We start from the raw sequence: 12,431 nt of genomic DNA on the forward strand, positions 1-12,431 counted from the left end.
TGCTTGACTTAGAGTTCACTCTAAGGATTAGACTCTCACTATACCAAATCAAAAAGGGGATATGCTACATGAAGTACACGGTCATTACAGGAGCAAGTTCAGGAATTGGATATGAGACAGCAAAACTACTCGCAGGAAAAGGAAAATCACTCGTCCTCGTCGCACGGCGGACGTCTGAGCTCGAAAAACTTCGGGATGAAGTCAAACAAATCTCACCAGATAGTGATGTCATCCTCAAGTCGGTCGATCTCGCAGATAACCAAAATGTCCATGATTTATATGAGGGACTAAAGGAACTCGACATCGAGACGTGGATCAACAATGCTGGATTCGGCGATTTTGATCTCGTCCAGGACATTGAGCTCGGGAAAATCGAGAAAATGCTTCGCTTGAACATCGAGGCGCTAACGATTCTATCGAGTCTGTTCGTCCGCGATCATCATGACGTTGACGGAACGACGCTCGTCAATATCTCGTCAGCAGGTGGCTACCGGATCGTGCCGAACGCGGTCACGTATTGCGCGACGAAGTTCTATGTCAGTGCTTATACAGAAGGGCTCGCGCAAGAACTGCAAAAAGGTGGGGCAAAACTCCGGGCGAAAGTACTGGCACCAGCTGCGACTGAGACAGAGTTTGCGGATCGTTCGCGCGGCGAAGCAGGTTTCGACTACAGCAAGAACGTCAAAAAGTACCATACGGCGGCTGAAATGGCAGGCTTCCTGCATCAGTTGATTGAAAGCGACGCGATAGTCGGCATCGTCAACGGTGAGACGTATGAGTTCGAATTGCGTGGTCCATTGTTCAACTACGCAGGATAAAATGGAGCAAGGTCCCTTTTTCGAATGAGAAAGGGACCTTGTTTATGTAAGCATAATTGATACGAATTTCAGCAATGAATCAAAAAGGGACATCCATCATTTATTTTTTAAAGAGTTTTTTCCTAATTTCCATACGACATAGACGACTGCGCCAATGATCAGAAGATTCATCAAGGCGCCGAAAATCATGAATTGCCCCACGAGTTAACCACCTTTACGTACTTTTTTTAGAGCGATAAGCATCCTATTTACGTTTTCGCTTTGAAAATCTCAAGCTGATAAAAAATAACGCCATCAGCACGATAGCGATGTTCACGGCTAACGTTAATCGCTCATTTTCAATCATTCGACCATTCAAGAGATTCAAGATGATAACAAGTAACATAAATGACAATAAAAAGTATTTTATGGATTTTTTTATCATAAATAACTTCCTTTTTTTGTGGTCTTATATTAGTTTATACATATCTAGTTTTTAAAACAAGGGGAATGGAATCTGGAAATACGATATTTTTCTTATTTCTACTCGGGAGTGATGGTATGAAACGAATTTATGTATGGATTACGATAGTGATGATTCTAGGAGTGGGCATCATCGGTGCTTCTGCCTATAAATCGTTTTACTATGATGAAAAACAAGAAGTCACTCAGGCAATCGATCATTATCTGAAGCAACAGGATTATATGACATATGTGAAGAACAAGGAAATTCGATACGATACGAGCACGGGTGAATTCATTGCGCAGGTCGTGTTCCAAGATGAACCGGAAAATGAATATGAGATTTATCGATCGGGATCTCATCGCTTTAAAGTCACGGGATTCAAAGACGGCGAACAAATTACGAACAAACAAGAAGGACGGTATATTTCAGAGTATTGACAGCAAGGAGTCAAGAATGGAAGTGAGATGACAAAATGAAAAACATGATCTTTTTAGGAAGCGTCGTTGCGCTACTCATGGTACTCTTTTCACTTCATTACGGATTTCACGTAACCAGTGATACAACGCTTAAAATATCTTTATTGGCTTCTCTGATCGTTGTATTGATCGCGCGGAACAAATGGAAGATTTCGTTTTAATGGGAGATTGAATCGGATGACAAAAGATTGTTTGGAGGAAAAGATAAGTGAACGTCAGTGAATTTTTTGACTGGAAAATCAACTTAGATGATGAACTGTATGCTGTCATTGATGAGAAGGCGAGAAAAATGGTAGTGATGGGGGACTTCATCGAACTGACTGCGGTCTTGTGGTTGGATCGAAATGATGTCCTTCAGTTAAAGCCGACATGGGATTGTGTCATATCCATCGATGATGCTACAAAACAAATTACGATTCGCTCGGCAGAATCACTGAACATGAAAGAAGAATGTTAAGAGGTACATAAATCGAGTTCATTCGTGCGATTGCTGAATGGGCTCGATTGTTATTTAAAATACGATATCTATTTTAATTCATGTTGAACGGAGCCAATCACTTCAACATGATGCTGGTCGTATACAGTCGTCAGTACATGATCTTCAACGATTTCATAGTTGTATGTATAGTCTGGTTCATTCGTGTATTTGATTTCCGACACGTATCTTCCGGTCTTCGACTCAAAGATCGTTTCTTTTTTTGAAATATCTTGGTCGTATCCTGATTCAACTAACATTCGTTCAATCTTGATTTCAGTCATCGTTTTAGAAACGAAGAGGTAAGTCGGATAGGCAGTTATCAAGATGACGAGAACGATAAGTGTATAGATGAGTGGACGTACTTCTTTTTTCATACAATCATATCCGTTTCGATGAAATGAATAGAGAAGCTAGGTTTTCTATATTGAAGATGAGGAGAGATATGTGATGGGAAAAAACAAAGACGAGATACCGTACTATATGAGGAACGTTCCGTTCTTCTTCCTAACGGCACTCCTCGCACCCGTCGCGGTACTACTTGTACTGCTCAATTGGGATAAGCTCTCTACACAAATGAGAAATAACCATTTAACGTTTTCAATCCTAATGACTATGTTATATATCTCAAAAATACTGCCTGACGGCTTATTTAAAATCATATTCGCGGTTTTTACGTGGATGTTGATTCTTTTTGTGACATACATCTACTTCGGTGGCGGAAGAAAAGGAGGGAAACCATGAGTAAGTATCATTTATCAAGCATTCGGTTAGTTCTTATCGTCGTCATTACGTCGTCGATCTTATATTTCGGCTTCGACTGGGAACTCGGGTATGGCATTATCTGGTTGATTGGTTTAGTAGGATTTACGATTTATCGCAACTTTGAGGCTGCTCGGAACGAAAAAATCGAAGCGCAAACGAAGAACGATTGATTTCATATGAAGTCCATCGTTCTTTTTAAATATGACCCCACCGAACTAAATCTTCAAGGTAATCACGATACGATTCCTCGACTTCTACTTCCGTCAATTCTCGCGCACGAATGACGAGGTCTCTTACGTCAGAATCGGCAAAATATGCACCGCCGACGAGAGCATATAAGTAAGAGCCGATTACTTCGGATTGATTCCGGACTAAAAAACCGGTGATGTGTGTACCATCGAGACTCTCTAAGACGATATCAATCCGGCGTCCTTCCATCTCATCGAGAATCAATTGATTATAATCTGCTTCTTTCTGAGTAGCATATCGGTATCGTCGGTTTCTCCTTTTGTTATCTTGAATCTCCCACTCGAAATCCTCTAATTCCTTAGGCGTGAAAAGCGAATCCAAGATAGCAGCGTCATCAATCTTCAAGCAGCAAAAGATGGCATCGTATTCGAGTTGATCATCATTCACTAAATCCGAGATGTCGTCTTTCGGGATTTCGATTGCATTATAACGCCGGCATACGCGCTCGATGACCGTTTCTTTTTTTAACGTCAACTGTTGCTTTCGGTGTTGGAACTTGTGAGATGCTTTTTCATAATCCATGCTGGTCACCTCCGATGATAGTCTGTTCTTCTCCAATATATTTGTGTTCGACTGTATTTTAACACAAATAGACCGTTGGATTAGTCCGACGGTCTACGCTCGTTATTTGTCGTCCTGTAGAACACATTTCATCGCCTCAGATCATTTTATATCCCATTCGCCTCGCCTCGATGAAAGCAGAAGCAAGAAAGGCGAATACTCCCCAAAGAATCCATGCTGCCCCACGTCCGACGAGTAAGGGATCCGTTCCATATAGCGATGTGCCCCACGTTAGAACGATTCCGTCTAAGAACGTAGCCACTAACAGTCCGAGACTGACACCTGGCACCATCTGTTCAGCATTCAAGCATGCAACTTTTTTTATGATGATGACGGAAATCCACGAAACCGGTAAACCAATCAGGAAGGCAATCACGTTTCCAACATTTTCGAACATGCCGATTCCAGATCCGAATCTGACTGACAGGGCACCGACGAACCAAAATGCTGCACCAAGTACGACCAAGACGATAGATTGTCCTTTCGAGAATAGAGGGGGCTTATCATGTGTCATTTGTATTTCCTCCTTAAATATGTAGTATTTACTACATAAATAAATGTAGCATCTGCTACGCTTTTTGACAATGCCATGGTGTATCGATTGTAACTGTCACAATATTTTTATCGAAGTGATTTCGTTTTCGTGAAAAACAACTTGAATAATCGCCGATTCAGCTATAAAAAAGGTCAATCGATGACGATAGATAGGTACAGATTGTTCTTTTGAAAAACTGTCTTAGTACATGAACGATACATGGAAGGAGTTAATGACACCATGAATGAAACCTTACCGAGACCGCTACGCTCACCAGCGATTTTGTCGAGCCTTGAAGCAAACGTCGCGATGATCTGTTTTGATCGCCAACGACGCGTCGTCGACGTCAATGACTTGTTTGCGAAAACGATGAAATATAAACGAGACGAGATGATTGGCTTACAGCACCATACGTTTTGCACACCAGAATTCGCGAACAGCCGTGAGTATCAGGACTTTTGGACACGTCTGTTTTCGGGCTTCAGTACAGCGGATAAAATCAAACGAGTCGATGCCCGGGGCGACATCTTGTGGCTTGAAGCAACCTACATGCCGATTTTTGAAGGAGAAGAGGTCGTCGGTGTCGTCAAGATTGCGAGTAACATTACGGACCGGATCGACCGCGTGCAAGGATATGCGAAAAGCTTCCAGACGCTTGCTGAAGGACTGAATTTGCAATCGGTTCAAGGATCGAAAGAGGGCAACCAGCTTCAAGAGACGATGACTACGATCGCGAGTGAAACGGCAGAAAACCAACAGACGTTCGAAACACTGTATGACCAAGCCATCGAGATCACGAAGATTGCTGATACGATCAAGGAGATTGCGGCCCGGACGAATTTATTGTCTTTGAATGCGGCAATCGAAGCGGCACGGGCTGGGGAACACGGTAAAGGCTTTACCGTCGTTGCCAGTGAAGTCAAAAACTTATCGGATTTAGTCGGCAGTGCAGTCGTCGAAGTACGCACGAATACGGAAACGATGAACCGTCAAATCATGGCGATGATGAAAAAGATTGAAGCGTCCCATCTCGAAGTTGCGTCGAGCCTTGTGACGGTAAAAGAAACGATGCAACGCTTTACTGCGATCGAAGAGGTCGCACGACAACTCGAGCAGCAAACAGAGGATTTTCGGTCGTTTATTTGAAATGGATATGGAAAAAGCGATGGTAATGAGCCATCGTTTTTTTGTTTAGTCAGATGAGTCGTTTTAGAAGAGTAAAGGCGTGGGATATAACAGATGAGCCCGTTGACCACAGAACGGAGGCACGTTATAATTCAAATATACGTTTGAATGTAAGGTAAAAGGAGGCAACGTCATGGCACATGATCATCACCACCACCATCATCATACCGACAATAAAAAGGTACTGCTCTTATCGTTCCTGATCATCACCGCGTTCATGATCGTCGAAGTCATCGGCGGGATTTGGACGAATAGTCTCGCGTTGTTATCGGACGCAGGGCACATGTTAAGTGATTCGATTTCACTCGCGATCGCCCTGTTAGCCTTCCAGTTCTCGAGTCAAGCACCGGATGCGAGTAAGACATTCGGTTCAAAACGCTTTGAAATCTTAGCCGCTATCATAAATGGTGTGACGCTGATCGTCATCGCCCTTTATATTTTCATTGAAGCCATCCAGCGCTTCATCGATCCACCCGCTGTCGCAACGACCGGGATGCTGATCATCAGTGTCCTCGGGTTGCTCGTCAACATTCTCGTTGCCTGGATCATGACGCGCGGCGGTGGACATGAACACAACCTCAACATGCGCGGTGCGTATCTACATGTGTTAAGTGACATGCTCGGATCGGTCGGTGCGATTGCAGCTGCTCTTCTGATCATGTTCTTCGGTTGGGGATGGGCGGATCCACTGGCAAGTGTCATCGTTGCGATCCTCGTCTTACGGAGCGGCTATTACGTGACGAAGGCATCCGTTCACGTCTTGATGGAAGGAACGCCGAGCGACGTCGATATCGATGAGGTCGTTTCGACGATTCAGACGAACGAAGCCGTCCTCGGATTACATGATCTACACATCTGGTCGATCACGAGTGGGTATAACGCATTATCGTGTCACGTCGTCGTCAAGGAGGACATGACCGTCCGGGAATCGGAGTCGATTCGCGAACAGATTGATCACGATTTAAAACACGTCGGGATTAACCATGCAACGATCCAGGTCGAAACGGATCAGCATGCTCACGGGAATACGTTGTATTGTGACGGTAAACACGAATCGCATACGCATTAAAAAAAACGAGCACGCGTCCAAGTCGGACGTGTGCTCGTTTGCTTATGCTCAAATGATCGGCACCGTTGGTAGAAACAGCGTCGCGAACAGACTGATACTCAAAAACATCGAGTATCCGAAAAAGGTCGTTTTGGCATTTCCAGCAGCTCGGTTACCTAAGTACATGAAAAAGACGATGGATAAGAACGTCAAACCCGTCAATACGGACGAGTGGTGTTGATCCGGCGAAGGAGCAAGCGACTGGACAAGATGCGCGAGACCAAGCGGCAGGACGATCAAAAGAAAGTAGTAGCCTAGACGTGCCTCGGATGGGACGTCGACCTGTTCCTGTTCGGTTTCATAGTCATAACGCGTTTGCGTTTTCATGGATCTTCACCTCCCTATGCGTTTTAGTATAGCGAATGAACATGTCGGCTCTGTTACAGACGGGTAAGAATGCCTTAACAGACGATGACGATGTGATGACGAAAAAAGAATGGGCAGCAATTGAGAAAAATTGTAAGATGGACAAGAAGTCGTTTTAGGAAAGGAATAAAGCATCATGTCACGTGCGTTTCGTTTTATGTATGTCTCGGATTTGTTATCGACCGTCGGGACGAGTTTCGTCTATATCGCGATCTACTGGTTGAGTGCGGAACAGATCAGTGCTTCTGGCGTTGCCTTGCTTGCGACCGGTGTCTTTTTAATTCGTTTTCTTGTCTCAACGTTCGTCGGACCATGGATCGACCGATTCGTCAGTGCATCGTTGTACCAAACGTCGCTACTCATTCGCTTGCTTGCACATGGGATCACGTTAGCGGGAATCGGTCTGACGGACGTCGTCCTACCGTGGTTACTCGGCTTACTCGTCGTGCAGACGATTCTGCAAATCATTGGTGGCAATGCTGTCTTCACGTGGGTCGTTGATCTAGTCGAAGATGACCAATTGCCGCAAGCGAATGCTTATCTTGCAACGATTGAGCGGATTGGTACGTTGAGCGGATTCTTGCTCGGTGGGATGATAGTCGCTCATTTCTCGATCGCGAGTATCTTATGGCTTGACCTTGGATTGCATCTCGTCGCCTGGTTACTCGTTCGACATATGACAGGGCAAGTCGCAGAAGGGGCGCGTCAAGTATCGTACCGCGAAGCGTTGCTCGAAGGGATTCATCACGTTGTCCATGACGGTCGCCTGAAATGGATCCTCGGTTGTGCGATCCTCGCCAACTGGATGATCACACCAATGAATACTTTACTTGCGCCATATGCCAAGAATGTCTTATCGGGAAATGCCCAGACGTTTTCTGCACTCGAACTATCGACGGTGATCGGGGGAATCGCGATGTCGCTCCTTTACGGAAAATGGGTCGCCTCCGTACGACAGGATAAGCTGTTTCGTTTTGCCGTCGTCTTGCAAGGTCTCGCGATTGCGATCGTCGCTTATGTCTCATTCGTCCCAGTGGCTGTTGGCGGTTTCGTCTTGCTCGGGATGGCGCTGACGTTATTCGGGATTCCGTTTGCGACCTTGTTGCAGCGCTCGACGCCTGCGCATTTGCTCGGCCGGGTCCGGACGGCGATGGTCGCAGCATCAACGGCGTGTTCCGCGCTCTGTTACGGATTGTCGTCGTACTTGACATCGTTCTTTAGCATCTCATTCGTTTTCCTGTTCTTTGCCTTAAGTGGTCTTGTGATGACCAGTGTCTGGTTACTTCTTCATCGTACCGTTTCCTTTACTGAGGTACGACAGGACAAGGTCGGATGAAATATCCGCCTTGAGGTGGAGGTAAGCGGTTTCGCGCTTATGTACACTAGAGATAGAAATGAACGATGAGGAGTGGAGTCGATGGAGAGTTTATGGATCACAGCGTTATTGTTTTTGATTCCGATTAGTGGGATGACGGTCTTTTTGAATGTACTGTGGCGCCGAATGGAAACGGAAGGCGTTTCGGAGTAAGGATGAACTAACTAAACAGTGCGTCTGCTTACCAATTTTAGATTGGACAGCGGACGTTTTTTTCATTTGAGGCATAAATGGTCGTAGAAGAATGACCTCAGATTCGTTAAATCAACACTTCCCGTGTAAACTGATGTAGTAAGTAGTTTTATGATGTTTCGATTGAACATAAGGGGGATGAATCACCATGAAAGCGATCACTACAGGTATGAATGGAACAGTAGCACCCGTCGTTGCGGACGTCTTAGCAAAGCACGACATCAAGACAGTCGCCTGGGACCGGACGAAAGTCTCGACGACTGACGAATCTCAGATGCGAACGTTTTTTGAATCGGAACGACCAGATTATTTCTTACATATCGGGATGGGATCCGTCAGTTGGACGGAAGCGCTCGTTCGCTTGTGCCAGGAATACAAGATTCCGTTTTTCTTCACGAGTACGGTGTCTGTTTTCTCGGACGACGTGCCGGCACCGATTGACAAGGACGCTGTTCCGGATGCGACCGATGAATATGGTGCTTATAAGATTGCTTGCGAACAAGCGATTCAAGCGCTCGATCCACAAGCGAAGATCGTCCGGATCGGCTGGCAGATCGGAACGGAAGCTGGTTCGAACAATATGGTCGATTTCTTCACGAACGAGATGAACCAGCACGGCGTCATTCGGGCGAGTCAAAACTGGTATCCGTCGAGTTCAGTGCTTGAAGATACGGCAGAAGCGCTCGTTACGATTTTACTTGAACAGGAAGCGGGGCTCTATCAGTTGAACGGTAACGAGCGTTATTCGATGTACGACTTAGCGCGTGCCTTGAATACGCTTCATGCGAAAAACTGGACGATTGAACCGGTCGATGAACCACGCCGTGATAACCGAATGGCGACGGACGTCGTCTTGGTCCGTCCATTGTCAGAACGATTGCCCCTCTAATCAAACATCCCGCTCTCCTTGACGTGTGTCAAAGAGAGCGGGATGTTTTTTATTGTGCAACTGGAGTTTCTGCTGCAAAAGCAAGCGTTGGTCCAAAGATTTCGTAATGCAGTTTGTCGGGTGACGCCGTGAAGTGTTCGATCACATATTGAATCATTGCTTCCGGACCACAGACGTATGTCGAATCCGTGATACCTGCGATAACGTCTTTCGGCAGGCGACCCGCTTGATCCATTGCCTGGTGTTCTGCGTAACGAATGACGCGTGCGCCACGTTGCTCAAGCAAGGCAAGTTGCTCGTTAAATGGACGATTGCGTTCGTCTTGGACAGCGTGATGTAACGTGACCTGTCGACCAGCAGCTAACGCTTCGTCAGCCATCGCAAGCATCGCTGTGATCCCGATCCCACCGGCAATCAGCACGACTGGTTCGTCTGACGCATCGAGTGTAAAAGCACCCGCCGGCGCACTAATGAACACCGTGTCACCGACTTGCGCTGCATGTAAATAGTCCGAGACGATGCCTTCTCGTTTGACACCAATCGTATATGTCTCCGTGTTCGATGCCGTCGTCAGACTGTATTGACGATTGTGCCATAAGCCATCTTTGTCTTGAATCCGCACCGTGATGTATTGTCCGGCTCGATAAGCGGGGAGTGGACCGTCCGTGCGGAAGGTCAAGGCGCGAATCCCATCCGCTTGCTCCTCGACATCCGAAATCTCGACTGTCTGATATCCGGAAAATCCTTTTGCTTGTTCATCCTGTGCGTAAAGTTCGGCTTCAAGCGTGATGAACAGATTGGCAATCTCCCCATATGCTTCTCCCCACGCGCGCAAGATGTCTGGCGTTGCGGCTTCTCCTAAGACATCTTGCATCGCCCCGAGTAATTCGTGCCCGACGATGGGATACATCTCCGGTTTGATTTGTAGACTGCGGTGTTTATGGAGCACAGGTAATAAGACCGGCTTTAACGTCTCGAGTTGATCGATGTGAGCAGCAGCGGCATACACGGCGGTCGCGAGTGCTTGCGATTGACGGTCGCTTCGTTGATTCGATTGATTGAAGACGTGTTTCAGTTCCGGATGAGCCTGAAACAAGCGCTGATAAAAGACTTTCGTGATCGCGGCACCGTGCGACGCGAGGACTGGAACAGTCGATTGAACGATTTGAATGGTAGAGGTTGATAACATAAGACCACTTCCTTTTCTCTAAGTAATGAAGACAGTCTTAGTATTTCGCAGCCTCACCTTTAATACAACATTTAGAATACTAGATTAAAGGATACCGTGCGTTTTGTCACAAGCAGGTCAAGATTTCGTCAACGATTCGTCACGATTGGTTGGAGATCCAGAGCTTCGAGAAATCAAAGTAACCGAACGAGTCAATCGTGATGTTTTGCAATTCGATCGGATACGGAATCAGTCGTGTATCGTGATAGAACGGGATGAAGTACGATTCGTCGATCAAGTAACGCTCGATCGTTTGATGGATCGGAAGCCAGTCTTCGAACGGTGTCGCGTCATATTGTTCGATCGATTTCAACATCTCTGGTATCTGCTGAAACAGTCGGATCGGTGGTGAGAACGTGTTCGTCATGAACTGATAAAAGGCGTACTGGATATTTCGCTCGAACACTTCGGCATGGATGGCGAGATCGATCGTATCGTAGGCATGAAAATCCGTGATGCTCTCTTCAAATCCGACCTCGACGAACTCATACGGAATCCCGTCTTGATCAAATCGCTGACAGAGCCAGCGTGTTACCTTGTCCGTAAAGTCAGTCAGCTTGATTCGGATCGGTTGCGTGAAAAAGACGGCAGGACCATCCGGGACAGTATACGGTTGACTATAGGACTCAAGAAAACCACAGTCGTTCGGTTGTGCCCGTTCATGGAAGTCATGAATGCCACCACGGACTTCCGCGACGAGCCGGTGGATATAATGACGCGCGGCTTTTGATTCAAACGGACCACCGGCGCGTGGATGGAGCAAGACAAGACCAAACCCGGATTGCGTTGCGATCGTATCAATCGGACTAGAATCAGAAGCCGATGTCCGGTAGACCGGGTCATATTGCTCCGGCATCTGGATGAACTCAATCCGGTCGAGCAGGGCACGGATGCCAAAGTAATTCGGGAACGCTGTCAGAACGGTCTTCTTGTCGTCATGTTGCGTCAGTTGGAACGGTCCCGTCCCAATGCCGTCCTTGATGATACTCGTATGTATCGAGGCAAGTTGCGGCAAAATTGAACTCCGACGCTGATCGAGTGTGAGGTCGACCCGGTACGGACCGTTCGAGACGATGTGTTTTACGTGCCGGTAGGAATAAGCGTAAGCCGGATAGGCAATCAAAGCACGCAGGCTCTTCGTCACTTCCTTACTCGTCAGGAGCGAGCCGTCATGAAAGCGGACGTCCTTCCGTAAGAAGAGACTGAGCGTCGTCCCGTTCCAAATATAATGATGGGCGAGTTCACCCTGGATGTTGCCGTCAACATCGATCGTAAACAGCCGGTTGAAGACGTTCTGGACGAGGTGGGCACTATGGATATCGGCTGCTTCTAACGGGTGTGTCGTCAGGAAGTTCCGTTTTCGCGGAATCAATAACGCATCAGCCGTCGTCTGTGTATAGCCGAATTTTCGTTCCAGTTGCCGCATGAAGCGTCCTGCTTGCGCCGGCGACCAGTCCCACGTCAATTCCTCCGTCACCGACTCGATCGAGTCGCGATCGATCCGTTCGAGCATCCGTTTCGCATACTCTCGTTCGACGTGGCGTAACCAGACGAGTTCACTTAAGTTGCCCCGTCCGCGACCACTCGTGTAACCAATCCAACCGTCTTCCTGCCATTTATTGAGATATCGTTTCGTTTGTTTAGGACTGAGATGGATGGCGTCGGCAAGCGTCGCAATCGAGTAGTGTCCATTTCGGCAAGTCTTCCATAACATAAAAAAGATAAGTATCCATCGTCCTTCTCCTCCTTAAAAGGGGACATCTT

General features: G+C 46.7%; 15 protein-coding genes. 9 read left to right on the forward strand and 6 right to left on the reverse strand.

Annotated features, from left to right (window positions below; genetic code table 11):
• Window positions 1–68 precede the first annotated feature (68 nt).
• The 3 genes from KNQ12_RS00470 to KNQ12_RS00480 all read left to right on the forward strand — a co-directional run bounded on the left by KNQ12_RS00470 (window position 69) and on the right by KNQ12_RS00480 (window position 2,196).
• Window positions 69–818 carry an SDR family NAD(P)-dependent oxidoreductase gene (locus KNQ12_RS00470; protein ID WP_214745679.1) on the forward strand — a complete coding sequence of 250 codons (750 nt, stop codon included), beginning with the start codon at window positions 69–71 and terminating at the stop codon, window positions 816–818.
• Window positions 819–1,358: 540 nt separating this feature from the next.
• Window positions 1,359–1,700 (forward strand): DUF3139 domain-containing protein, encoded by a 342-nt coding sequence (locus tag KNQ12_RS00475; RefSeq protein WP_074668477.1) that lies wholly within the window; start codon window positions 1,359–1,361, stop codon window positions 1,698–1,700.
• A gap of 247 nt (window positions 1,701–1,947) precedes the next feature.
• Window positions 1,948–2,196, forward strand: a complete 249-nt coding sequence (locus KNQ12_RS00480; RefSeq protein ID WP_023468196.1) for a hypothetical protein — start codon at window positions 1,948–1,950, stop codon at window positions 2,194–2,196.
• Window positions 2,197–2,264: 68 nt separating this feature from the next.
• Here the strand turns inward: KNQ12_RS00480 and KNQ12_RS00485 are convergent, their stop codons facing one another.
• Window positions 2,265–2,591, reverse strand: coding sequence for a DUF3139 domain-containing protein (locus tag KNQ12_RS00485; protein WP_023468197.1), 327 nt, complete (start codon window positions 2,589–2,591; stop codon window positions 2,265–2,267).
• 363 nt (window positions 2,592–2,954) lie between these two features.
• On the opposite strand from KNQ12_RS00485, the gene KNQ12_RS00490 reads away from it, so the two are divergent.
• Complete coding sequence (locus KNQ12_RS00490) at window positions 2,955–3,149, forward strand: hypothetical protein (RefSeq protein WP_023468199.1); 195 nt, start codon at window positions 2,955–2,957, stop codon at window positions 3,147–3,149.
• Window positions 3,150–3,174: 25 nt separating this feature from the next.
• Here the strand turns inward: KNQ12_RS00490 and KNQ12_RS00495 are convergent, their stop codons facing one another.
• Both KNQ12_RS00495 and KNQ12_RS00500 read right to left on the reverse strand, forming a co-directional pair.
• Window positions 3,175–3,750 (reverse strand): hypothetical protein, encoded by a 576-nt coding sequence (locus KNQ12_RS00495; RefSeq protein ID WP_023468200.1) that lies wholly within the window; start codon window positions 3,748–3,750, stop codon window positions 3,175–3,177.
• A gap of 136 nt (window positions 3,751–3,886) precedes the next feature.
• Complete coding sequence (locus KNQ12_RS00500; protein ID WP_023468201.1) at window positions 3,887–4,303, reverse strand: hypothetical protein; 417 nt, start codon at window positions 4,301–4,303, stop codon at window positions 3,887–3,889.
• A 261-nt stretch (window positions 4,304–4,564) separates the two neighbouring features.
• Between KNQ12_RS00500 and KNQ12_RS17120 the strand changes: the two genes are divergently transcribed.
• The gene (locus KNQ12_RS17120) at window positions 4,565–5,470 is read left to right on the forward strand and encodes a methyl-accepting chemotaxis protein (protein WP_023468202.1); all 906 of its coding nucleotides are present in this window, start codon (window positions 4,565–4,567) and stop codon (window positions 5,468–5,470) included.
• Between the two features lie 172 nt (window positions 5,471–5,642).
• Window positions 5,643–6,578 carry a cation diffusion facilitator family transporter gene (locus KNQ12_RS00510; protein ID WP_214745684.1) on the forward strand — a complete coding sequence of 312 codons (936 nt, stop codon included), beginning with the start codon at window positions 5,643–5,645 and terminating at the stop codon, window positions 6,576–6,578.
• 48 nt (window positions 6,579–6,626) lie between these two features.
• Here KNQ12_RS00510 and KNQ12_RS00515 read toward each other — a convergent pair whose 3' ends face one another.
• Window positions 6,627–6,944, reverse strand: coding sequence for a hypothetical protein (locus KNQ12_RS00515; protein ID WP_023468204.1), 318 nt, complete (start codon window positions 6,942–6,944; stop codon window positions 6,627–6,629).
• Between the two features lie 35 nt (window positions 6,945–6,979).
• Here KNQ12_RS00515 and KNQ12_RS17125 point away from each other — a divergent pair, with 35 nt between their 5' ends.
• From KNQ12_RS17125 to KNQ12_RS00525, 3 genes are all read left to right on the forward strand, one after another.
• The gene (locus KNQ12_RS17125; protein WP_285801362.1) at window positions 6,980–7,102 is read left to right on the forward strand and encodes a hypothetical protein; all 123 of its coding nucleotides are present in this window, start codon (window positions 6,980–6,982) and stop codon (window positions 7,100–7,102) included.
• Window positions 7,103–7,119: 17 nt separating this feature from the next.
• Window positions 7,120–8,319, forward strand: a complete 1,200-nt coding sequence (locus KNQ12_RS00520) for an MFS transporter (protein WP_214745687.1) — start codon at window positions 7,120–7,122, stop codon at window positions 8,317–8,319.
• A 379-nt stretch (window positions 8,320–8,698) separates the two neighbouring features.
• Window positions 8,699–9,439 carry a sugar nucleotide-binding protein gene (locus KNQ12_RS00525; protein ID WP_023468207.1) on the forward strand — a complete coding sequence of 247 codons (741 nt, stop codon included), beginning with the start codon at window positions 8,699–8,701 and terminating at the stop codon, window positions 9,437–9,439.
• A 49-nt stretch (window positions 9,440–9,488) separates the two neighbouring features.
• Here KNQ12_RS00525 and KNQ12_RS00530 read toward each other — a convergent pair whose 3' ends face one another.
• Window positions 9,489–10,628, reverse strand: a complete 1,140-nt coding sequence (locus KNQ12_RS00530; RefSeq protein ID WP_023468208.1) for a globin domain-containing protein — start codon at window positions 10,626–10,628, stop codon at window positions 9,489–9,491.
• A gap of 139 nt (window positions 10,629–10,767) precedes the next feature.
• Entirely contained in the window at window positions 10,768–12,381 is a 1,614-nt protein-coding gene (locus KNQ12_RS00535; protein WP_214745690.1) for an ABC transporter substrate-binding protein, read from the reverse strand.
• Between the last annotated feature and the right edge of the window lie 50 nt (window positions 12,382–12,431).

Origin of the sequence: Exiguobacterium sp. s11 (assembly GCF_018619015.1) — a bacterium.
Taxonomy (GTDB): domain Bacteria; phylum Bacillota; class Bacilli; order Exiguobacteriales; family Exiguobacteriaceae; genus Exiguobacterium_A; species Exiguobacterium_A indicum.